Here is a 21,700-nt window from a genome sequence, read left to right as displayed (position 1 = left end):
CCGCCCCACGCGGGCACGAACGTCCAGGTCACACCGGATCAGCGAGTTCCGGACAGCTTCGCGAGAGCGGCCGGGCGGCGGAGAAGGGCCCCCGGCGGAGGGCTAGTCGGTGTCGGCGGGCCCCAGCGGGAACGCGTCCGCGCCCAGTTCGTCCAGTACGTGCGGTGCCGGGCGGGGTGGTGTCGGCATCACCGCCGCCTCGGAGTGGCCGCCGCAGCCGTACGCCAGCGAGACCACCCGGCCGTCGGCCGGGGAGAACTCGTTGGCGCAGACGCCGAACGCCTGCCGCAGCGAGCCCGCGAGCGGCAGGAGGAAACCGCAGGAGACACAGGGCGCGGGTGCCGCCTGTGCCATCGGGGTCTTGGCGCCGAAGGACTCGTCCCAGCGGTCGGCCGCGATATGGAGCCCGTACCGGGAGAGCACTCTGGCCCGGCGCATGCCCAGTTCTTCGGCGACCGCCGCGATCGTGCCGCGCACGCTGAGCGGGGTGGACCCGTCGGCCGGTGCGGCGCCGCGGTCCGTCTCCTCGGCGTCCTCCGCCTCGACCAGCTCGGCCAGCGCCTGCGGGGTGACGGCGTCCGGTACGGCGGAGTTCGGCGGTGGTGTGTCCTCACCGCTGTAGCCGGGCTCCAGGCGCAGGTCCTCCGCCTCGGTGGGCAGCAGATCGCCGGGGCCCATGTCGCCGGGGCGCAGCCGGTCGCTCCAGGGCACCCATTCGGGCGCCTGGAGGGAGTCGGGGCCGGGCAGCAGCACCGTTTCGTCGAGGGTGACGAGCTTGGAGCGGGACGCGCGGGCGACGGTCACCGCCCACCGCCAGCCGCGGTAGCCCATCTCCTTGCATTCGAAGAGGTGCGTGACTACACGGTCGCCCTCGGACACCACCGCCACATGCTCGCCGACGACACCGGGCGCGGCAGCCTCCTCGGCCGCCGACCTCGCGAGGTCCACCGCCTCGGCGCACAGGCGGTCGGGGGTTCGGCTTCGAGTCGTCGCAGCACTCACAGGTCTCGCTTCTCTCCTACGCCGTTTCACGGGTGCGCCGGCCGATTCACGATGCACGGGCCGAGGGCGGAGCGGACCAGAGGGCCGCATCGACGTCCACGCCCGACTTCTCCCGGGCACACCTACCGTCAACCATTCTGCGGGATGACGAAGAGGCGCGCGGCCGAGAACAACCGCCGGTGGCGCGCTACGCACGCTACCCCCTCCACCGCCCGCCGCCCACCTGCACGCCCCCTTTCCCGGAGTTCGGGCAGCCCGGGGGCGGTGCGACGCCCCGGGAAAGGGTCCGCGACCGTCCGCGTACAGGGCTCCTGGGCGGCTGTGAAATCTCGGCAAAGTAATGAGAAGAACAGCTGAAGTCCGCGCGTCAGGGACGTCACGGGCGTTCCCCCACCCGAAGTGGGGGCACTATGACGGGGTGGCAGCCGTCAGGTCGTCCGAGCGCTCCGGTCCGCTCCGCAGAGCGGGGCGGACGGTCGGGCGCGCCCTCCACCTGCCGTTCACCGGCACCGCGAGGGGCATCCGCAAGGCCACGCACGCGCACGGCGCGGGCGAGTCCGGGCTCGGCAGACTGATCGAGCTGCACGCCGTGAACGGCGCGGGTGACGTCATGATCACCGTCGCCCTCGCGTCGACGGTCTTCTTCTCCGTACCGACCGACGAGGCCCGGGGCCGCGTCGCCCTCTACCTCGCCGTCACCATGGCTCCCTTCACGCTCCTGGCCCCGGTGATCGGCCCTCTCCTGGACCGCCTGCCGCACGGCCGCCGGGCCGCGATGGCCGCGGCCATGCTCACCAGGGCACTGCTCGCGCTGACCATGTCGGGCGCGGTCGCGTCGGGCGGGCTCGAACTGTATCCGGCCGCGCTGGGCGTGCTCGTCGCGTCGAAGGCGTACGGGGTCGTCCGCAGCGCGGTCGTACCACGGCTGCTCCCACCGAACTTCCCCCTGGTCCGGGCCAACTCCCGGGTGACGCTCGCGGGACTGCTCGCGACGGGCGCGGCGGCCCCGATCGGGGCCGGCCTCCACCAGATCGGGCCCGAGTGGCCGCTGTACGGCGCGTTCGTCATCTTCGCCGCGGGGACCTTCCTGGCGTTCACGATGCCGCCGAAGGTGGACTCGGCGAAGGGCGAGCGCCGGGTGCGGCTGGTGGCGCGCGGGGCGAAGAAGCGGCCGAGCCTGCGCTCGGTGGGCCCGTCGGTCTTCAACGGCCTCCAGTCGAACGCGGCCCACCGCGCGCTCTCCGGCTTTCTGATCTTCTTCCTGGCGTTCCTGCTGCGGCAGCATCCGCTCGCGGGGCAGAGCGCCGCCGTCTCGCTGGCGATCGTGGGTGTCTCCGCCGGTACGGGCAACGCGGTCGGTACGGCGGTCGGCGCCTGGCTCAAGGCCCGGGCGCCCGAGCTGATCATCGTGACCGTGCTGGGGCTCGCGCTGACGGCGGCGGTCCTCGCGGCGGTGTTCTTCGGCGGCGTGATGATCGCGGTGCTCACCGCCCTGGCCGGTTTCTCGCAGGCGCTGTCGAAGCTGTCGCTGGACGCGTGCATCCAGCGGGACGTGCCGGAGGAGGTCCGTACGTCCGCCTTCGCCCGCGTCGAGACGCTGCTCCAGATGTCCTGGGTGGTGGGCGGCGCGATCGGGATCGCCCTGCCGCTCAACGGGGTGCTCGGCATGTCGGTGGCCGCCGGTCTGCTGGCGACCGGGGCGGCCTTCTCCGTGCGCGGGCTGCTCGGCGCGGCCCGGCACGGCGCGCCGCACCCGCGCGCCGCCTGAGCACGGCCGGGCGATAGCCTTCGGCTCATGACCGTCCCGTTTCTCTCTGCCAGGGTCCGCCGGACCGGTGCCGCGTTCGGCGCCATGTCCGCGGGCCTGCTCGCCCTTTCGGCCTGCGACAAGCCGACGCCGCTCGCGACGCTGACGGTCGGCACGGACTCCGTGCACTCCGAGGCGGCCTGTTACAACGACGGAAACTCGGTGGGCACGGAGGCGGCGCTCGACAAGTGCCTCAACGACACCTCCGGCCGTAAGACGGTCAAGGTCTCCCCCGACGACAAGATCCACTTCGGTGTCGACCCGGAGATCGCGGACAACGGCTGGACCTTCTACATCGAGGGCCAGCGCGTCGAGCCCGAGCCGGACAAGAACACCTACCGCACCTTCCCGGCCGAGGTGTTCTTCTCCTCGCAGACCGGTGAGCAGATCTCGTCCGTCAGCCTGAGCATCGTCGAGACGAGCGAGAAGAAGCGGGCCGTGACCGGGGTCTGGAACTTCCAGCTCAAGAAGAAGTCCTGACACCTGGCGGTGTCGCCGGACTTCCGGGCGAGGGAGGGGCGTTCGTGCGCGTACTGGTGGTGACGGCCGTGCGGGCCGAGGCCGACGCGGTCTGCGGCGGGCTCGGCGCGGTGACGGACATGCCGGTCCCGAACACGACGGACGCGACGGACACGGCCGGGGAGCGCCGGCTGCCGGGCGGTTACGTCCTGACCTCCCGCCCCGGCGCCGATGTGCTGGCGGCCGGGGTCGGCCCCGCCGCCGTCGCGTCCGGTACGGCGACGGCCCTCGCCCGCGCGGAGCTCTCGTCCGCGCCGTACGACCTGGTGGTCTCCGCCGGCATCGGCGGCGGATTCCGGCCGCACGCCCCCGTCGGCTCGCTGGTGGTGGCGGACGCGATCGTCGCCGCCGACCTGGGCGCCGAGACGCCCGAGGGCTTCCTCCCGGTGGACGAGCTGGGCTTCGGCCGCACCGTCCACCGCCCGCCGCCGGAGCTCTCCACCCGGATCGCGCGTCTGCTGGACGCCGTCCACGCGCCCGTGCTCACCGTCTCCACCGTGACCGGATCGGCCGCCCGCACCGCCGAGCTGACCGCACGTCATCCGCGCGCCGCCGCCGAGGCCATGGAGGGCTTCGGCGTCGCGGAGGCGGCGGCGGCGTACGGCGTGCCGGTGGTCGAGATCCGCGCGGTCTCCAACGCCGTCGGCCCGCGCGACCGTTCGGCCTGGCGTATCGGCCAGGCGCTGGAGGCGCTGCGGTACGCCTGCGGGCAACTCAGCCCCGTCTTCGAGGAGTCGCCATGATCCACGCCGCCGTGCCGCCCCTGCGGATCGCGTACTCGCCCTGTCCCAACGACACGTTCGTCTTCGACGCCTGGGCCCACGGGCGGGTGCCGGGCGCGCCCGAACTCGACGTGACGTTCGCGGACATCGACCTCACCAACGGCATGGCCGAGCGCGGCGAGCTGGACGTACTGAAGGTGTCGTACGCCGTGCTGCCGTGGGTCCTCGACGAGTACACGCTGCTGCCGTGCGGCGGCGCGCTCGGCCGGGGCAACGGCCCACTGGTCCTGACCCGGGGGCCGGACACCGACCTGACCGGCGCGACCGTCGCCGTCCCCTCCGAACGCTCCACCGCCTACCTGCTGTTCAGGCTCTGGGCCGCCGACGTCCTGCCGGGCGGGGTCGGCCGGATCGTGGTCATGCCCTTCCACGAGATCATGCCGGCGGTGCGCGACGGCGAGGTCGACGCGGGGCTCGTCATCCACGAGGCGCGCTTCACCTACCAGGACTACGGGCTGCACAGCCTCGCCGACATGGGTGAGCACTGGGAGTCCACGACGGGCCTGCCGATCCCGCTGGGCGCGATCATCGCGAAGCGGAATCTGGGCGCGGACACGCTCCAGACGCTGGCGGAGTCGGCGCGTACGTCGGTCCGGATGGCGTGGGACGACCCGGAGGCCTCACGCCCCTACGTCCGGGCGCACGCGCAGGAGATGGACCCGGCGGTCGCGGACCGGCACATCGCGCTGTACGTCAACGAGTTCACCGCCGACCTGGGCCCGGACGGCTACGCGGCGGTCCGGGGCCTGCTCACCCGCGCCTCGGACGAGGGCCTGGTCCCGAAGCTCTCCCCGGACGCGCTGACCTTCGGCTGACCCGGGGGACCTGCGGGACCTAGGGCTCCGGCCCCCGGGGGAGTGGTCCCCGCGGCCGATACGCGCTCCCCGGCACCGGCATAGCGTCGCCGCATGACGAACGACGCGAACACCGGCGGCATTCTGGAAGAGGCCCTGGAGCGGCTGCACGCGGCGGGGCCCGAGATCTACGAGTGGCGCCTGACCAACCACGCCCCCATGGTGGTCGAGGCGCTCGCCTACTGAGGCCGCCGCGCGCCCCGGTCGGGACCGGGTCCGATACGGCTCAGACGTCGAGTTGGTCCGCCACCGCGCGCAGCAGGCCCGCGATGTTCGCCCCCTGGGCCTTGTCGGGGTAACGGCCCCGCTCCAGCGTGGGTGTGATGCTCTCCAGAAGCGTCGTCAGGTCCTGGACGATCGAGGCCAGTTCGTCCGGTTTACGGCGCTGGGCGGCCGCCACCGAGGGCGCCGGGTCGAGGACCGTGACCGAAAGGGCCTGGTCACCGCGCTGGCCTGCGACGACGCCGAACTCGACGCGCTGGCCCGGCTTCAGTGCGTCGACTCCGGCAGGGAGGACCGATGAGTGCACGAAGACGTCGCCGCCGTCGTCACGGGAGAGAAAGCCGAAGCCCTTCTCACGGTTGAACCACTTGACCTGGCCGGTAGGCACGTCTGTCCTCGTCCTCATATGTGTTGGGGGCGCTGGCGCGCACAGAACGGCTCTGGATAGCACTACAGCGGGTCGGACGACCCGCCGTCCCCAAGGCTAATGGTCCAGGGGCTGGTGACAAGACGTCGCCGGTTGGTTCCTGTCCGCAGGGAACTACCCTGGTGGAGTGAGTGCTACTCCTTCGTCACCCGCGGCCGAACCCACCACCGGGCCCCTGCCGGAACCGCCGGCGCGGACCGCCGGGCCCGGCGACCGGCTGGTGCGGATCGGCGCGCTCGTCTTCATCGCCGGCGCGGTCGCCACACTGGTCACCGTGGCCCCACTGTTCCTCGGGACGGACCCGTTCCCGACGGTCGCCTACGCGCTCAGCATGCTGATGGCGGTCGGTTTCGTGATCGCCGGCGCCGGACTGTTCCGGTCGATCGCCGCGCAGCGCCGTCAGGCCAGGTCCGCCTCGACCGCCGTCTCCCCGGACGGCCCGTCCGCCACGTAGGACGTCAGCCACTCGGGGAACGCCAGCAGGTCGGGCAGGACCACGTCCGCGCCCGCCGCCCGCAGTTCGTCCTCGTCGCAGGGGCCCGTCGGCACCGCGACCGAGAGCGCACCCGCCGTACGGGCGCCCCGTACGTCGCCGGTGTGGTCGCCGACGTACACACTCGCGCCGTGCGCACGCAGCGCCTCGCCCTTCGCCTCCGCCCACAGCCAGCCGATCACCTCGTCCGGCTCGACGCCGAGATGCGCGAGATGCAGCTTCGCGTTCGGCTCGTGCTTCGCCGTCACGACGATCGCCCGCCCGCCGAGCGCCCGTACCGCGGCGATGGCCTCGCGGGCGCCGGGCATCAGGAGGGTCGGCGTGATCGCGTGTGTGGGATAGATCTCCCTGTACCGGTCACCCATCTCCCCGATGCGCTCGGCCGGGAACCAGTGCGCCAACTCCTCGTCGAGCGGCGGCCCGAGCCTCGTCACGGCCAGGTCGGCATCGATCAGAACGCCGGTCTCGGCGGAAAGTGCCAGGTAGGCGGCGTGAATGCCCGGCCGGGAGTCGATGAGCGTCATATCGAGGTCGAAGCCGACCGTCAACGGCCGGGGGGAGCCGGACGACGGACGCGAGGCCGGGAGCGGGGCGGGGGCCGGGACCGGGATCGAAGTCATACAAGCATTGTGCATGGCCCCCTCGGCCGGTCGATGGCTTGATTCGATGCATAGACTTAGCCAAGCCTTACCAAGCTTCGCCACACCCCAGTACCCGATTGGTCCCGATGCCAGCCGCCCCGACGACCCACCGCACCAGACGCGTTCTGGTCGCCCGCCGTATCGGCTGGACGGCCGCCGCCGCGGCGGCCCTGCTGCTCGCGATCCTGCTCAGCCTCGCGGTCGGGGCCCGCGCCGTCGCGCCGAGCGCCGTGTTCGACGCCCTGCTGGGCGGGGGACACGGCGACGACGCCGAGGTCGTACGGCAGTTGCGGGTGCCCCGCACCGTCGTCGGCCTGATGGTCGGCGCCGCCCTCGCGCTCGCCGGTACGGTCCTCCAGGGCATCACCCGCAACCCCATCGCCGACCCGGGCATCCTCGGCATCAGCCAGGGCGCGGCGGTCGGTGTCGTCATGGCCATCTCGTTCGCCGGGGTGCACACGCTGACCGGCTACGTCTGGTTCGCGTTCGCCGGCGCCGCCCTCGCGTCGGTCGCGGTGTACGCGATCGCCACCCGTGGCAGAGGCGGCGCGACCCCGGTCAAACTCGCCCTCGGCGGCGCCGCCGTCAACGCGCTCCTGGTCTCCGTCACCATGGGCGTCCTGACCACGCGCGCCGCCGCCCTGGACGAGTTCCGCTTCTGGCAGGTGGGGTCGGTGGCGGGCCGGGACGCCGAACTGGTCGGCCAGGTCTGGCCGTTCCTCGTCATCGGTACGGTGCTGGTGGTCTCCGTCGCCCGCGGGCTCGACGCGCTCGCGCTCGGCGAGGACGTCGCGAAGGGGCTCGGCCAGAACGTCGGGGCCGTACGCCTGGTGGGCGGCGTCGGCGCGACCGTGCTCGTGGGGGCCGGTGTCGCGGCGGCCGGCCCGATCGCGTTCGTCGGCCTCGCCGTCCCGCACATCGCCCGCGCGATCGTCGGCAACGACCACCGCTGGCTGATGCCGATGGCCGCGCTGATCGGCCCGGTGATGCTGCTGGTCTCCGACGTGGTGGGGCGGATCCTGTTCCCGCCGGGCGAGGTGCCCGCGGGCGTGATGACGGCTCTGCTGGGCGTGCCGTTCCTGGTGGCTCTCGTACGCAGGAAGGCGGTGCCGGCGTGAGTACGACGACTGTCGACCGGAAGGTCGCGGGCGCGGGCGCGCGCGCCGGGGTGCGGCCCGCCGGTTACGCCCTCGTACGTGCCCGGCTCGGCGGCCGGCCCGTCTCGTTCCTCCTGCACCGGCGCGCCGCCGCCGTCGCGCTCGGCCTCGTCCTCCTGCTCTGCCTCAGCTGCGTCGCCTATCTCAGCGTCGGCGAGAGCTTCGTCTCCCCCGCCGAGGTCCTGAAGGTGGTCCTCGGACAGCCGTCGTCGGACGAACTGGTCGTCGGCACCCTGCGGCTGCCGCGCATGGTGGTCGGTCTGCTCGTGGGCGCCGCCTTCGGTGTCTCCGGCGCGCTGATCCAGACGGTGGCCCGCAACCCGCTCGCCAGCCCCGACATCATCGGTGTCACCCAGGGCGCGAGCGTGCTGACGGTCTTCGCGATGACGTACGGCGTCACGTCGTTCACCGTCCTGCCGTACCTCTCGGTCACCGGCGGAATCCTGGCGGCCGTGCTCGTGTACGTCTTCGCCTGGCGCGGCGGGCTGCACGCCACCCGCTTCGTCCTCATCGGCATCGGCGTCGCCATCGCGCTGCGCTCGCTGACCACCCTGTTCATGACGAAGGGCGACTATCTGGTCGCCCAGCAGGCCCAGGTGTGGATGACCGGCTCGCTCAACGGGCGCGGCTGGGACGAGGCGGCGCCGCTCGGCTGGGTGCTGCTGATCCTGCTGCCCGCGGTGGGGTGGGCGGCGTACGCCCAGCGCACGGTCTCGCTGGACGACGGGACGGCGACCGCGCTCGGCGTACGCCTCGGGCACATCCGGCTCGGGCTGGTGATGCTCGGCGTCGTGCTCGCCTCGGTGGCGACCGGCACGGCCGGGCCGGTGGACTTCGTGGCGCTGCTCGCGCCGCAGATCGCGCGGCGGATGACGCGTACGGCGCAGATCCCGCTGCTCTGCTCGGCGTTGCTCGGCGCGGTGATCGTCGTACTCGCCGACCTGTTCGCGCGCAAGCTGTTCGCACCCACGGAACTGCCCGTGGGCGTGCTCACGGCCGCGATCGGCGCGCCGTATCTGATCTGGCTGATCATTCGCAGCCGCACCACGGGAGCCGGGACATGAGCATGGAGACGAGCGGCGTGAGCGACACGGAGGGCGTGACCGGCACGAGCGGCACGACCGGAGCAGGCGACGCGGACGGCACGGACGGCACGGACGGCGCGGGCGGCTTGAGCCGGCTCACGGCGCACGAGCTGACCCTCGCCTACGACGACCGCACGGTCGTCCACGAGCTCGAACTGGCCGTCCCCGACGGGCGGGTGACCGTCATCGTCGGCCCCAACGCCTGCGGCAAGTCGACCACGCTGCGCGCGCTCGGCCGACTGATGAAGCCGAGGAGCGGTTCCGTGCTGCTGGACGGCGCGGAGCTGGCGGGCATCGCGACCCGGAGGATCGCGCGGTCGATCGGACTGCTGCCGCAGTCCCCTTCCGCGCCCGAGGCGATCACGGTCGCCGACCTGGTCTCGCGCGGACGCCAGCCCCACCAGCGTTGGTGGCAGCAGTGGTCGGAGGAGGACGAGCGGGCGGTCACGGAGGCGATGGCGCGGACGGACGTCACGGAGCTGGCCGAGCGGTCGGTGGACGAACTGTCGGGCGGCCAGCGCCAGCGCGTATGGATCGCGATGGCGCTGGCTCAGGAGACCGACCTGCTGCTGCTCGACGAACCCACGACGTTCCTGGACATCGCGCACCAGGTGGAGGTCCTGGACCTGGTCCGCCGACTCAACCACGACCAGGGCCGCACGGTGGTGATGGTGCTCCACGACCTCAACCAGGCGGCCCGGTACGCGGATCATCTGGTGGCGATGAAGGAGGGGCGGATCGTCGCGGAGGGCCCACCGTCGGAGGTGGTCACGGCGGAGCTGGTCCGCGAGGTCTTCGGCCTCGAATCCGTGGTGATCCCGGACCCCGTGACGGCCTCCCCCCTGGTGGTCCCGGCGGCGCCGTACCGCCCCGGGGACGGCGCGAACGCGGCCTAGTCCCGGGGCACTCGGGGTCACCGACGGGTCGTACGTACTCTCACCGACCGCGCCCGGCCCGGTCCCTCACACCCGCCGGGAGCGCCACACCAGGAACAGGGCCGAGCCGACCGCCGCCACCTGGACGACCGCCGGCCAGGTCGCCGAGATCGCCTCGTTCATCGCGCCCTCCGGGACCGGCTCGCCCCAACGTCCGTTCATCCGGCCCCAGATCCAGACCCCGCCCCCGGCCACGGACGCGATCGGGGGCCCGAAGACCGCCAGCTTCGCCTCCGTACGGCTCAGCCTGCGCGAGGTGTACGCGAGGGCCCAGCCGGCCGCGAGCATCACCCAGTTGGTGAGGACCGCGCCGACGACCAGGAGGGCCGCGGCCAGCAGCAGGAACGGGTTGCCGAGCCGGAAGCCCGCGCGGGGCTCGGCGGCGGCCGTCTTCGCCGCGCGTCGCCGAAGACGTGGCAGCAGCCTGCGGCGGTCCGGCGACTCGTCCCCGTCCGGGGCGTCGTCGTCCTCGCCCTCCACCTGGCGCTCCTTCGCCTTCTCCTTCTCGGCGAGTTCCTCGGGCGTCGGCGGCGGCTTCAGTATTTCCGGGATCTCCACGCCGCCGACGAACCCGGTGACCCCGGTCGCCCCCAGCGGGCCCGGGTCGACGCGCCACCAGTCCGGTTCGCTGCCGGACGGGCCGAGTTCGTCGATGGGGGCCAGATGGGGCGGCGACGCGGTGGGTGCGGCGGGCGGCTCGGGCCGGGCCCCGCGTGTCTGCTTCGGCAGCGAAGGCCCGTTCCCCCGCCGCTCCTTGCGGGGGCCGCCGAGCCCCAGCCCGAGCCTGGAGCGCTGCTTCGGCAGGGCCGGGGGCTCGGGCGGTGCCTCGGGCACCGGCGGCCGGGGGGTGAAGCCGTTCCCCGAGCCGCCGCCCGCCGCCGCCCCGACCACCTGGTCCGGTGTACCGAGCCGCCCCAGGATGCGGCGGACGGCGGCGGGGCTGTCGCCGCCGAACCCGCCGCGCTGCTTCTCGATCTCGCCGCGCAGCTCGGAGACCAGTCTCATCCGTTCGCCGGAGGGCAACTGCCGTTGCTGGGCCACGTCTCCGACCCGGCTCAGATAGTCGTAGACGAGCTGGTCGCTCTCGATCCCCACACTGCCCTCCGCACCCGCACGCGTACCTGCGGCCGATGGTGTCGCGCCTGTACCCGTACGTCCAGTACGACAGGGGCCGCCGGGGCGCTAAGGGGTGTTCGCGGGCGGTGCCGGCGGCCAGGGGACCTCGGCGACGAGGGGCAGGATCACCTCCTCCTCGTAGTCGAGGTGCGCGGTCAGCTCCGTCGTCATCTCCGCCAACTCGGCCCTGAACAGGGAGGGTTCGGCGGACCCGAGGTCGGCGAGCAGCGTGACCAGGGCGTCCTGGATCCGCGCGACCGTACGGTGCTCCGCGCCCAGCCGGTCGAAGACCTCGGTCAAGTGCGGGTGGTACTGGGCGATTCCGGGGAAAAGGTGCCCGTCCTCGCCGGTGTGGTGGAACTCCAGCGCCTGGCAGAACGCCAGACACCGCTGTCTGATCCGGAGCCCCAGACTCGGCGCGGGCGGTTCGCCGGGCCCCTCGTGGGCGGCGAGCGCGGCGAAGTGCGCGTCGACGTCCGCCGTCACCAGCCGCAACTGGGCGCGCAGATGGTCGTGCACCTCCAGGATCTTGTCGGCGAGGGTCCTGACCTCGCGCGGCTCCTCCCCGGCGGGGTGCGCGGCCGGCTCCAGCACCACGACCGGCAGGGTCCGGTCGGTCGCGGCCTGGTAGTCGGCGTAGCCGGGGGCCTCCTTGACGACGCGCGCGAACAGTTCGTCGCGCCTCGCCCCCTCGGCCGGGACCGCGAGCGCCTCGAACACGCGGGTGCCGATCTCCACGTCCACCGTCGGGTGGGCGAGCAGGTTGCGGTACCAGTGGGGGTGTTCGGTCGCTCCGAGGTTGGACGCGACGACCAGGAGCGCGTCGCCGTGGCGGACATAGCCGAGCGGGGTGGTCCTGCGGGTCCCCGACTTCGCGCCGACGGTGGTGAGCAGGAGCAGGTTCGCGCCCTGGAAGGGGCCGCCGACCTTCCCCCCGTTGGCGCGGAACTCCTCGGTGACGGATTCATCGAACGACGTGGGCATACGTTTCTGGGTCTCCGGAAGATGAGGGCGGCGCGCGGGTCCCCGGCACGGCGCGACGATGCCGCGCGCACCGGACCCGGCTGCCGCGAAGGAAGGAAAAGGAAGGAAAGCGAAGAGGAGGGGTGAGACGCGCGACACGCGTGTGGCGCGTCGGACGTGTGGGAGACGCGGCGGTGACGTGCCGCGGCGCGAGCGCTCTCGCTCGACACCCGCTACGTCGGGCCGGATCAGGGACGGGTCGCGATGTACGTACTCATGGCGGATCCCTCGAATGAAGGGTGCTCGCCCGGTCACCGGCCCGCCCACTGCTCTTCGGCCGGTGCCACGCGGCACCTTTTTCATTACACGCGGCGCCGTCGGCACCTGTCAACAGACCGCCGCCGCCCCGCGACCGGCCCCGCGTCGGGGGGTCTCCGCAGCGCACCGCACACCTCGCCGCAGGACCGACACTCCGGCCGGGCGCCGCTCAGGGGCTAACGTGGGCGGATGGGTACCAGCTAGCCGCCCCTGGAGGCGCACGTGTCCGAACGATCCGGCGGAACGCCCCCGCGTACGCTCGCGGAGGCCCTGCGCACCCGCGACGACGACGCGCTGGCCGCCCTCCTGCGCGCGCGTCCCGACCTGCTGAGCCCCGTACCCAACGACCTCGGGCAGCTCGCCACCCGGGCCGGCACCCGCGCCTCCGTCATGCGGGCGCTGGAGCGGCTCGACCGTTTCACGCTCCAGACCGCCGAGGCGCTCGCGGCCTCGACCGATCCCGCGCCGTACGAGGCCGTCCGCGCGCTGATGACCGGTGACGAGGGCGACCCGAAGGTCGAGGCCGCCCTGCCGCGCGCCGTCGCCTCGCTGCGGGAGCAGGCCCTGATCTGGGGCGCCGACGACCGGTTGCGGCTGGTCCGTACGGCCCGCGAGATCCTGGCGCCGTCCCCCAACCACCCCTCCCCGACCGGCCTCGGCCCGACCGTCGCCGAGGCCACCGCCGGGATGTCGCCGGGCCGGATCCAGGAGATCATCACCACCGCCGGGCTGCCCTCCACGCACGACCCGGTCTCGGCGGTCACGGCGCTGGCCGCGCTCTTCACCGACCGCACGCGTATGGCGGCGCTGCTCGACACCGCGCCGCCCGAGGCGCTGAGCGTTCTCGACCGGCTGGTGTGGGGGCCGCCGTACGGCGAGATCACCTCGAAGCCCGCGCCGCCCGTGCAGTGGCTGCGCGACCACGGGCTGCTGCTGCCGACCTCCACGCGGACGGTCGTGCTGCCGCGCGAGGCGGCGCTGCATCTGCGCGGCGGGCGCGCGCACCGGCACGCCGAGCCGGAGCCGCCGGAGATCCTGCCGCACCCGTCCACGCCGAGGACGTCCTCCTCGGCGTCGCCCGGCACCGACCACCCACAGGTGGTGGACAGCGCGGCGGCGGCGCAGGCGTTCACCGCGCTCGCGACGATCGAGGAGCTGGCCAAGGAGTGGAACGAGGGCGGCCCGAGCGTCCTGCGTGCCGGCGGCCTCTCCGTACGCGATCTCAAACGCACCGCCACCGCCCTGGACGTCACCGAGCCCGTGGCCGCGTTCTGGCTCGAACTCGGCTACGCGGCGGGGCTGTTGGCGGCGGACGGCGAGGCGGACGAGCGGTACGCGCCGACGCCGGCGTACGACCAGTGGCCCGACCTGCCCCCGGCCGAACGCTGGGCGCGGCTGGCCACCGCATGGCTCGGCGCCACCCGCACGGCGGGCCTCGTCGGCGGGCAGGACAGCAAGGGCCGTACGCTCGCCGCGCTCGGTCCCGACCTGGACCGGGGCGCCGCGCCCGAGGTACGGCGCCATGTGCTGGAGCTGCTGTCGAGCCTCCCGGAGGGCACCGCGCCCGACCCGGAGAGCGTGCTCGCCCGGCTGCGCTGGGAGCGGCCGCTGCGCGGCGCGGTCGCGGGCCGGCCCGAGGACCTGCGGGCGCGTATCGCCGCGTGGACGCTGAACGAGGCGGAGCTGCTCGGGGTGACCGGGCGGGGCGCCCTGTCCACCCACGGGCGCGCGCTGATCGCACCGGAGGACGGGGCGATGGGCGCCTTCCCGAAGCCCGCGTCGCGTACGGGCCCCGTCACCCCGGGGGAGTCGCGGTCCGCGGGAGCGCGGGCCGCCCGCGCGCTGGCGCCCCACCTGCCCGAACCCCTCGACCATGTGCTTCTCCAGGCGGACCTCACGGCTGTCGCGCCGGGGCCGCTGCTGCGTCCGCTCGCCGAGACGCTGTCGGTGCTCGCGGACGTCGAGTCGCGTGGCGGCGCGACCGTCTACCGCTTCACGCCCGCGTCCGTACGCCGCGCCCTGGACGCCGGGCAGTCGGCGTCCGACCTGCACGCGTTCCTCGCGGCGCACAGCCGCACGCCGGTGCCGCAGCCGCTCAGCTATCTCATCGACGACATGGCGCGGCGGCACGGGCATCTGCGGGTCGGCGCCGCGTCGGCGTACGTACGCTGCGACGACGAGGCCGTCCTCGACGAGATCCTGGCCGACCGGCGCTCCCAGGGCCTGCGCCTGCGCCGTCTCGCGCCCACCGTCCTCGCCGCCCAGGCGGACCCCACGACGCTGCTGGACGGGCTGCGCGCGATGGGCCTGGCGCCGGCGGCCGAGTCCGCCGAGGGCGATGTCCTGATCACCCGCGCCCACGCGCGCCGCACCCCGCCCCGTACCCCGCCGGTCCCGGTCCCGGACGGTCCGCCGGTGCCCGCGCCCACCCTGCTCGGCGCGGCGGTGCGCGCGATCCGGGCCGGGGACCAGGCCGCGACCGTCGTCCGCAAGACGCTCCCGGAACCGGCGGCGACGGCCCCGGCGCCCGGCGAACTGCCCCGTACGACATCGGCCGAGACCCTGGCGACGGTCCAGGCCGCCGCGCTGACGGGCTCGGCGCTCTGGATCGGCTACGTCAACGCGGAGGGCACGGCGAGCCAGCGGGTGATCGCCCCGGTGCGGGTCGAGGGCGGCTTCGTGACGGCGTACGACCACACGGCGGACGAGGTCCGCACGTACCCGCTGCACCGGATCACGGGAGTGGCCGAGCTGGCGGACGACCCGGCGTAGGGCCCGTGGGGCCTACTTCCGCAACCGCCAGGCGATGGTCTTCTTCACCGGGGTCTTCTTGGCGGCGGGCTTCCTGGCGGTGGTCTTCTTCGTCGGCGCCTTCTTCACCGGCGTCTTCTTCGCGGCGGGCGGCTTGACGGCGGTCGGCGCGGCGGCGGGCGGCTCGGTGGCGGTCTTCCCCTCGGCGGGGAGCCCCAGGGTGTGGAAGCGGTGGCTCAACCGCCGCCCCAGCAGCAGATACGCGAGGAACGCGCCGGTCGTATTCATGATCACGTCGTCCACGTCGAAGGCCCGACCCTCGACGATCGCACCCTGTGCGAGCTCGACGACGGTCATCATGATGATCGTCAGCGCCACCACTCGCAGCATCCGGAACCTGCGCGGCACCAGCACCGGCAGCAACAGCCCGAAGGGCGCGCCCATCAGCACGTTCCCGCCGACCTGCTTGCACGCGGCGAGGAAGGTGTAGTCCTCGGCGTACTGCCGCAGCGAACGCCCCGGCCGCAGATTGGCCCCGGCGATCTCCGACGACGCGGGCGACGGGGTGAGCGTCAACTCGGCGAGTACGGCGGCGAACCCCACGAGCAGCAGCAGGGCCACGACGAGCACGACGACCCGCAACACGGCACCGCCCCACGACGTACGCCGACTCGCCCCGTCCACGGCGGGAGCACTCCCCCGCCCCCCGTTCCGTTCAGTCTCTGCGGCCATAGCCCCCGCTTGCCCCCGCGAGCGCCTCCTACGCACCTGATCTCCGGGGTTCGGCCCGGCGTCCGCGCCCGTCCGCCCGCGCCCCGGCCACCGCCGGGCCCGCGTCCGCCCCGAAACCCTCCGCGATGCGCGACACTGGACGTTTGGCCGCGTGTCGTGGCCGTACGAAGGACGAAAGGGCGCAGCTGTGAACGGACCTCTCATCGTCCAGAGCGACAAGACGTTGCTGCTGGAGGTGGACCACGACCAGGCCGACGCCTGCCGTCGTGCGATCGCGCCCTTCGCCGAGCTGGAGCGCGCGCCCGAGCACATCCATACGTACCGGCTGACCCCGCTCGGACTGTGGAACGCCCGCGCCGCCGGGCACGACGCCGAGCAGGTCATCGACGCGCTGGTGGCGTACTCGCGCTACCCGGTGCCGCACGCGCTGCTCGTGGACGTCGCCGAGACCATGGCCAGGTACGGGCGGCTCACGCTCTCCAAGCACCCCACCCACGGGCTGGTGCTGACCAGCACCGACCGGCCGGTGCTGGAGGAGATCCTGCGGTCGAAGAAGGTCCAGCCGCTGGTCGGGGCGCGGATCGACCCGGACACCGTCGTCGTGCACCCCTCCGAGCGGGGGCAGATCAAGCAGACGCTGCTGAAGCTGGGCTGGCCGGCCGAGGATCTGGCCGGTTACGTCGACGGCGAGGCGCACGCCATCGAGCTCGACGAGCGGGAGTGGTCGCTGCGCCCGTACCAGAAACAGGCCGTCGAGGGCTTCTGGCACGGCGGGTCCGGGGTCGTGGTGCTGCCGTGCGGCGCGGGCAAGACGCTCGTCGGCGCGGGCGCGATGGCGCAGGCCAAGGCGACGACGCTGATCCTCGTCACGAACACCGTCTCCGCGCGGCAGTGGAAGCACGAGCTGATCAGGCGGACGTCGCTGACCGAGGAGGAGATCGGCGAGTACAGCGGTACGCGCAAGGAGATCCGGCCGGTCACCATCGCCACGTACCAGGTGCTCACGGTCCGCCGTAAGGGCGTCTATCCGCATCTGGAGCTGTTCGACTCACGCGACTGGGGCCTGATCGTCTACGACGAGGTGCACCTCCTGCCCGCGCCGGTCTTCAAGTTCACCGCCGACCTCCAGGCCCGGCGCCGGCTGGGGCTGACGGCGACGCTCGTACGGGAGGACGGCCGCGAGTCGGACGTCTTCTCGCTCATCGGGCCCAAGCGCTTCGACGCGCCGTGGAAGGAGATCGAGGCGCAGGGCTACATCGCGCCCGCGGACTGTGTCGAGGTACGCGTCAACCTCACCGACAGCGAGCGACTCGCGTACGCGACGGCCGAGCAGGAGGAGAAGTACCGCTTCTGCGCGACGACGGCGACGAAGCGCAAGGTGACGGAGGCGCTGGTCCGACGGCACAAGGGTGAGCAGACCCTGGTCATCGGCCAGTACATCGACCAGCTGGACGAGCTGGGCGAACATCTGGACGCCCCGGTGATCAAGGGCGAGACCAGCAACGCGCAGCGGGAGAAGCTGTTCGAGGCGTTCCGGCAGGGCGAGATCTCGGTGCTCGTCGTGTCGAAGGTCGCGAACTTCTCGATCGATCTCCCCGAGGCGACGGTCGCGATCCAGGTGTCGGGCACGTTCGGCTCCCGTCAGGAGGAGGCGCAGCGGCTGGGCCGGGTGCTCCGTCCCAAGGCGGACGGCCATGAGGCCCGGTTCTACTCGGTCGTCGCCCGCGACACGATCGACCAGGACTTCGCCGCGCACCGCCAGCGCTTCCTGGCGGAGCAGGGGTACGCCTACCGGATCGTGGACGCCGACGAGTTGCTGGCCGGCAGCTGAGCCACCGCGGGCCGCCGCGGGGACCTCGGGGACGCGCCCGGCCGTGGCGAGACCCCGGCCGGGAGGCGCGGCACGCCCGCGGACGGCGGCCCGTGCGTGACCGCACGGCGGCAGCGCCACCCCGCGTACCCGAGGAGCGCGAGCGCCACCAGTACGTACGGCGCCGCCAACAGCTGCTGCCACCACGGCAGTTGGAGCTCCGCCTCGCCCTCGTGCGGGACCAGCCGGAAGGTCCGCGCAGCGAAGACCAGCGCCACCGCCGACGCCGTACGCCAACGGCCCTCCGCGAGCAGGACCGCCAGCAGCGGCACGCACCAGACCCACTGGTGCGACCAGCTGACCGGCGAGACGAGCAGCGCGGTCAGGGCGGTGACGAGCACGCCCCAGGTGTCGAGCCCCGCCCGTACGACGGCTCGGCGCGCCAGCCACAGCCCGGCGAACGTGGTGACGAGGCAGGCGACCGCCCAGCCGACACCCGGCTCCGTGGTGTGCAACGCGCGGGCGAACAGCCCTTGCAGCGACTGGTTGTTCGCCGCCCACCCCTCGCCCAGGCGCCCGGTCTCGAACACCCGTAGCGTCCAGAAGTCGAGGCTGTCCCGTGGGAGGACGAGCGCGCCGAGCAGCATCGTGCCGATGAGCGAGGCGAGGGCGGTGAGCCCGGCGCGGACGGCCTCGGCCCGGCCCGTGAGCAGCAGATAGGCGATGAAGAGGGCGGGGGTCAGCTCGACACCCGCCGCGATCCCGAGGGCGAAGCCCTTGCCGAGGGCGTGGTCGGGCCTGGTCAGGTCCCAGAGGACGAGGCAGACCAGCGCGAGGCCGATCTCTCCGAAGAGGACGGTCCGCAGGACGGGTTCGAGCCACAGCCCGACGGCGACGAGCAGGGGCACGCCCAGCAGGACGGGGGCCGCCAGGGCGGCCGAGACCGGTGTGGGGACGGGGGTGACGGAGAACGGGGAGTGGGGGAACCGCCCGGCGAACCGCCAGGACAGCCGGACGAGGAGAGCGAGAAGCAGCACGTTGCCGACGACGACGACCGCGGTGAGCGTGGGAGCCGGCAGCCAGGTGGCCGGGACGAACAGGATCGCCGCGAACGGCGGAGAGGTGGCGGGCAGCCGCCACTCGGTGACCTCGAAGTGGCCGGCGACGGGGATGGACTCGCCGAACCGGTCGGACGGGGCCTGGCAGAACGCCGCGAGTGCGGCGAGCGCGGTCAGCGACAGCAGGAGGGCGCCAACTGCGAGAAGTGACCGGACAGTCACGGTCGGGTACGTCACGGCCGCGACACTAGCCGATCAGAACCCCGGTGAGACGCTTCGGATCAGCGCAATATGCCCGCATCCTCCCCGTATTCACCGAGCACCGCCACGCTGAACGCGGCTGTCACGAACACCTTGACGGCCCGCAGCGCGTTGCCCACCGGGTGCGGGGCGTGCGGGCCGGAGTGAGGAGCGGAACCGAGCGCCGTCGCCCCGCTGTACGCGGGGCCCACGTGCACGGACTGGACGGGGGTGAAGGTCGCTGTACTCATACTTCAATGGTGCTTCTCCCGCGACCGAAACACATCGCTCCCCGGGGGGAAACCAAAACTCCCCTCCGTACGCCTCCAGGGATACGGCATCCCCTACGGGGACTACTCCCCCGCCCCTGAGACCCACCGGGGAAGGACGGCGACCGGAGGGAGACCCCGAGGTGACGCGGGGGTACGCGGTCGTACGCCGTCGACGGCCGGGCGTAGAAACCCGTTCGCCCCGACGTCGCCCGATGACTACACTCTCCCTCTTCTCCCGCCTCCCTCCGAGGAGCGCCGCCGTCCGGTCGGAAACCGGACGGCTGCCCTGACGTGATCCCCCACCGACGTGCGCCGCCGCCCCGCCCCCCACCGGGTCGCGGCCCGTCGGCCTGCGTACATTCCGGAGGCACCACCGTGTCCGCGCACGACCCCGCACCGACCCAGCCGGTCAGCAGCACCGGCACCGGCACCGCAGATCCGCTCCTCGCCCGCGAGCGCGCGCATCTCAGCGCCTCCCGCGCCGCCCTCCGCTCCATGCGCGAGGACGTCCAGTCCCTCGACATCCGCGACGTGACGGCGAACTGGGTCAACGCCGCCGTCCTCGAAACGCAGATCGAGGACCGCATCAAGGCCCTGGCCGACCTCTCCCACACCCCCCTCTTCTTCGGCCGCCTCGACTATCTGCACGCCGTCGGCGCCGACGAGGCCGAGGGCGCCGAGGGCGAGCGCTTCTACATCGGCCGGCGGCATGTCCACGACGCCGACGGCGACCCGATGGTCATCGACTGGCGCGCGCCCGTCTCGCAGCCCTTCTACCAGGCCTCCAAGAAGAACCCGCTGGACGTCGGCCTGCGCCGCCGCTTCGGTTACACGGCCGGCGAACTGACCGCGTACGAGGACGAACACCTCTCCGACCCGACGGAGACCGCCCACTCCAGCAAGCTGCTCCAGGCCGAGATCGAGCGCCCGCGCGTCGGCCCCATGCGCGACATCGTCGCCACGATCCAGCCCGAGCAGGACGAGATCGTCCGGTCCGGGCTCAGCGGCTCCGTCTGTGTGCAGGGCGGTCCGGGCACCGGAAAGACCGCCGTCGGCCTGCACCGGGTGGCGTATCTGCTGTACGCGCACCGCGACCGGCTCGCCCGTACCGGCACCCTCGTCATCGGACCGAACGCCTCCTTCCTCCACTACATCGAGCAAGTGCTCCCCGCGCTGGGCGAGTTGGAGGTCAAGCAGGCGACTGTCGACGAACTGGTCGCCTCGGGCCCAGGCCAGGTGCGCGTACGGGGCGTGGACAGCGCGGCGACCGCGGTCGTCAAGGGCGACGCGCGCATGGCGCAGGTGCTGCGCCGCGCGGTCCGCTCGCACGTCACGCTGCCGACGGAGCCGGTCATGGTGGTGCGCGGCTCCCGGCGCTGGCGCGTCCCGGCGTACGAACTCGAAGAGCTGGTACGGGAGTTGCTGGACCGCGACATCCGCTACGGCGCCGCGCACGACGCCCTCCCCCAGCGCATCGCGCACGCCGTGCTCGTACAGATGGAGAGATCCGGCGAGGCACCCGACGACCGGGTGCAGGACGCGGTGGCCCGTAACCCCGCCGTGAAGGCCGCCGTCAAGGCGATGTGGCCCGCCGTCGACCCGGCGAAGCTGGTGCTGCGCCTGCTCTCCGACGCGGACTTCCTCGCGCGGCACGCGGAGGGGCTGCTGACGGCGGACGAGCAGAAGGCGCTGCTGTGGGAGAAGCCGCCCCGGAGCCTGAAGACGGCGAAGTGGTCGTCGGCGGACGCGGTGCTGATCGACGAGGCGAACGACCTGGTGTCCCGTACGCACTCGCTCGGCCATGTCGTACTGGACGAGGCGCAGGACCTGTCACCGATGCAGTACCGCGCGGTGGGTCGGCGCTGCTCGACCGGCTCGGCGACCGTGCTGGGGGACCTCGCGCAGGGCACCACGCCCTGGGCGACGGCGAGTTGGGCGGAGGCGCTGACGCATCTGGGCAAGCCGGACGCGGTCGTCGAGGAACTGACGGCCGGTTTCCGCGTACCGCGCGAGGTGATCGCCTACGCGTCGCGCCTGCTGCCCGCGATCTCGCCGGGGCTGACGGAGGTGGCGTCGGTCCGTGAGTCGCCGGGTTCGCTGTCGGTACGCGCCGTGGCGGCGGGCGACCTGGACGCGGCGGTCGTCGCGGCCTGCGTGGAGTCCTCCCGTCACGAGGGCTCGATCGGCCTGATCGCGGCGGACGCCCGTGTCCCGGCGCTGGCCGCCGCGCTGTCGGCGGCGGACCTGCCGTATCTGGCCCCCGGCGAGGAGACGACGGCGGCCTCGCGGCTCACCCTGGTCCCGGCCTCGCTCGCGAAGGGTCTGGAGTACGACTACGTGGTCCTGGACGAACCGTCGGCGGTGGTCGCGGGCGAGCCGGACGACCGCACGGGCCTGCGCCGTCTGTACGTGGCCCTGACCCGGGCGGTGTCTGGCCTGATCGTGGTCCACGGCTCCCCGCTGCCGGACGAACTGGGCACCCCCTGGGCGGGCCCGGCCCGGTAGGCGACACTGGG

Annotated in this window: 20 protein-coding genes; 12 read left to right on the top strand and 8 right to left on the bottom strand. The window is 73.2% G+C overall.

Features of this window, described 5'->3' with window-relative positions; genetic code table 11:
* Positions 1-102 precede the first annotated feature (102 nt).
* Positions 103-1,002, bottom strand: coding sequence for a DUF3027 domain-containing protein (locus ACFWU9_RS02775; RefSeq protein WP_384314170.1), 900 nt, complete (start codon positions 1,000-1,002; stop codon positions 103-105).
* 418 nt (positions 1,003-1,420) lie between these two features.
* On the opposite strand from ACFWU9_RS02775, the gene ACFWU9_RS02770 reads away from it, so the two are divergent.
* The 5 genes from ACFWU9_RS02770 (at position 1,421) to ACFWU9_RS02750 (ending at position 5,150) form a co-directional block, all read left to right on the top strand.
* Positions 1,421-2,770: an MFS transporter gene (locus ACFWU9_RS02770; RefSeq protein WP_384314168.1), complete on the top strand. Its 1,350-nt coding sequence runs from the start codon at positions 1,421-1,423 to the stop codon at positions 2,768-2,770.
* A gap of 27 nt (positions 2,771-2,797) precedes the next feature.
* On the top strand, positions 2,798-3,289 hold the full coding sequence (locus ACFWU9_RS02765) for a DUF2771 domain-containing protein (RefSeq protein WP_384314166.1): 492 nt from the start codon (positions 2,798-2,800) through the stop codon (positions 3,287-3,289).
* A gap of 44 nt (positions 3,290-3,333) precedes the next feature.
* Positions 3,334-4,071 (top strand): futalosine hydrolase, encoded by a 738-nt coding sequence (locus ACFWU9_RS02760; RefSeq protein ID WP_384314165.1) that lies wholly within the window; start codon positions 3,334-3,336, stop codon positions 4,069-4,071.
* Positions 4,068-4,925: a 1,4-dihydroxy-6-naphthoate synthase gene (locus ACFWU9_RS02755; RefSeq protein WP_384314163.1), complete on the top strand. Its 858-nt coding sequence runs from the start codon at positions 4,068-4,070 to the stop codon at positions 4,923-4,925. The genes ACFWU9_RS02760 and ACFWU9_RS02755 overlap by 4 nt, the downstream gene beginning before the upstream one ends.
* A 93-nt stretch (positions 4,926-5,018) precedes the next feature.
* On the top strand, positions 5,019-5,150 hold the full coding sequence (locus ACFWU9_RS02750) for a hypothetical protein (RefSeq protein ID WP_384314423.1): 132 nt from the start codon (positions 5,019-5,021) through the stop codon (positions 5,148-5,150).
* Between the two features lie 40 nt (positions 5,151-5,190).
* On the opposite strand, the gene ACFWU9_RS02745 is transcribed toward ACFWU9_RS02750, so the two are convergent.
* Positions 5,191-5,574: a cold-shock protein gene (locus ACFWU9_RS02745; protein ID WP_023540819.1), complete on the bottom strand. Its 384-nt coding sequence runs from the start codon at positions 5,572-5,574 to the stop codon at positions 5,191-5,193.
* A 214-nt stretch (positions 5,575-5,788) separates the two neighbouring features.
* Here ACFWU9_RS02745 and ACFWU9_RS02740 point away from each other — a divergent pair, with 214 nt between their 5' ends.
* Positions 5,789-6,067 (top strand): hypothetical protein, encoded by a 279-nt coding sequence (locus tag ACFWU9_RS02740; RefSeq protein ID WP_384314405.1) that lies wholly within the window; start codon positions 5,789-5,791, stop codon positions 6,065-6,067.
* Here ACFWU9_RS02740 and ACFWU9_RS02735 read toward each other — a convergent pair.
* Entirely contained in the window at positions 6,013-6,726 is a 714-nt protein-coding gene (locus ACFWU9_RS02735) for an HAD family hydrolase (protein ID WP_384314160.1), read from the bottom strand. The two genes, ACFWU9_RS02740 and ACFWU9_RS02735, sit on opposite strands and share 55 nt — an antisense overlap.
* Before the next feature lie 107 nt (positions 6,727-6,833).
* Here ACFWU9_RS02735 and ACFWU9_RS02730 point away from each other — a divergent pair, with 107 nt between their 5' ends.
* The 3 genes from ACFWU9_RS02730 (at position 6,834) to ACFWU9_RS02720 (ending at position 9,885) form a co-directional block, all read left to right on the top strand.
* Complete coding sequence (locus tag ACFWU9_RS02730; protein ID WP_384314159.1) at positions 6,834-7,865, top strand: FecCD family ABC transporter permease; 1,032 nt, start codon at positions 6,834-6,836, stop codon at positions 7,863-7,865.
* Positions 7,862-8,968 (top strand): FecCD family ABC transporter permease, encoded by a 1,107-nt coding sequence (locus tag ACFWU9_RS02725; RefSeq protein WP_384314157.1) that lies wholly within the window; start codon positions 7,862-7,864, stop codon positions 8,966-8,968. The genes ACFWU9_RS02730 and ACFWU9_RS02725 overlap by 4 nt, the downstream gene beginning before the upstream one ends.
* A 107-nt stretch (positions 8,969-9,075) precedes the next feature.
* Positions 9,076-9,885: an ABC transporter ATP-binding protein gene (locus tag ACFWU9_RS02720; RefSeq protein WP_384314403.1), complete on the top strand. Its 810-nt coding sequence runs from the start codon at positions 9,076-9,078 to the stop codon at positions 9,883-9,885.
* Between the two features lie 66 nt (positions 9,886-9,951).
* On the opposite strand, the gene ACFWU9_RS02715 is transcribed toward ACFWU9_RS02720, so the two are convergent.
* On the bottom strand, positions 9,952-11,019 hold the full coding sequence (locus ACFWU9_RS02715) for a hypothetical protein (protein ID WP_384314155.1): 1,068 nt from the start codon (positions 11,017-11,019) through the stop codon (positions 9,952-9,954).
* An 87-nt stretch (positions 11,020-11,106) separates the two neighbouring features.
* Entirely contained in the window at positions 11,107-12,024 is a 918-nt protein-coding gene (locus ACFWU9_RS02710) for a nitroreductase/quinone reductase family protein (protein WP_384314153.1), read from the bottom strand.
* A 519-nt stretch (positions 12,025-12,543) separates the two neighbouring features.
* Here ACFWU9_RS02710 and ACFWU9_RS02705 point away from each other — a divergent pair.
* A complete protein-coding gene (locus ACFWU9_RS02705) occupies positions 12,544-15,093 on the top strand; it encodes a helicase-associated domain-containing protein (protein WP_384314151.1) in 2,550 nt (849 codons plus the stop codon).
* A gap of 12 nt (positions 15,094-15,105) precedes the next feature.
* Here the strand turns inward: ACFWU9_RS02705 and ACFWU9_RS02700 are convergent, their stop codons facing one another.
* Positions 15,106-15,756, bottom strand: coding sequence for a VanZ family protein (locus ACFWU9_RS02700; protein ID WP_384314149.1), 651 nt, complete (start codon positions 15,754-15,756; stop codon positions 15,106-15,108).
* Between the two features lie 235 nt (positions 15,757-15,991).
* On the opposite strand from ACFWU9_RS02700, the gene ACFWU9_RS02695 reads away from it, so the two are divergent.
* A complete protein-coding gene (locus ACFWU9_RS02695; RefSeq protein ID WP_384314147.1) occupies positions 15,992-17,635 on the top strand; it encodes a DNA repair helicase XPB in 1,644 nt (547 codons plus the stop codon).
* Here ACFWU9_RS02695 and ACFWU9_RS02690 read toward each other — a convergent pair.
* Both ACFWU9_RS02690 and ACFWU9_RS02685 read right to left on the bottom strand, forming a co-directional pair.
* A complete protein-coding gene (locus ACFWU9_RS02690; RefSeq protein WP_384314146.1) occupies positions 17,593-18,909 on the bottom strand; it encodes a glycosyltransferase 87 family protein in 1,317 nt (438 codons plus the stop codon). The genes ACFWU9_RS02695 and ACFWU9_RS02690 overlap by 43 nt on opposite strands.
* 44 nt (positions 18,910-18,953) lie before the next feature.
* Positions 18,954-19,163 (bottom strand): hypothetical protein, encoded by a 210-nt coding sequence (locus ACFWU9_RS02685; RefSeq protein ID WP_384314144.1) that lies wholly within the window; start codon positions 19,161-19,163, stop codon positions 18,954-18,956.
* Between the two features lie 396 nt (positions 19,164-19,559).
* Between ACFWU9_RS02685 and ACFWU9_RS02680 the strand changes: the two genes are divergently transcribed.
* Complete coding sequence (locus tag ACFWU9_RS02680) at positions 19,560-21,689, top strand: HelD family protein (RefSeq protein ID WP_384314143.1); 2,130 nt, start codon at positions 19,560-19,562, stop codon at positions 21,687-21,689.
* The last annotated feature ends 11 nt before the right edge of the window (positions 21,690-21,700 follow it).

The sequence above is a fragment of the Streptomyces sp. NPDC058653 genome (assembly GCF_042716895.1).
Taxonomy (GTDB): domain Bacteria; phylum Actinomycetota; class Actinomycetes; order Streptomycetales; family Streptomycetaceae; genus Streptomyces.
The sequence above is the reverse complement of the archived record's forward strand: the minus strand, read 5'-3'. Positions and strand labels throughout refer to the sequence as shown.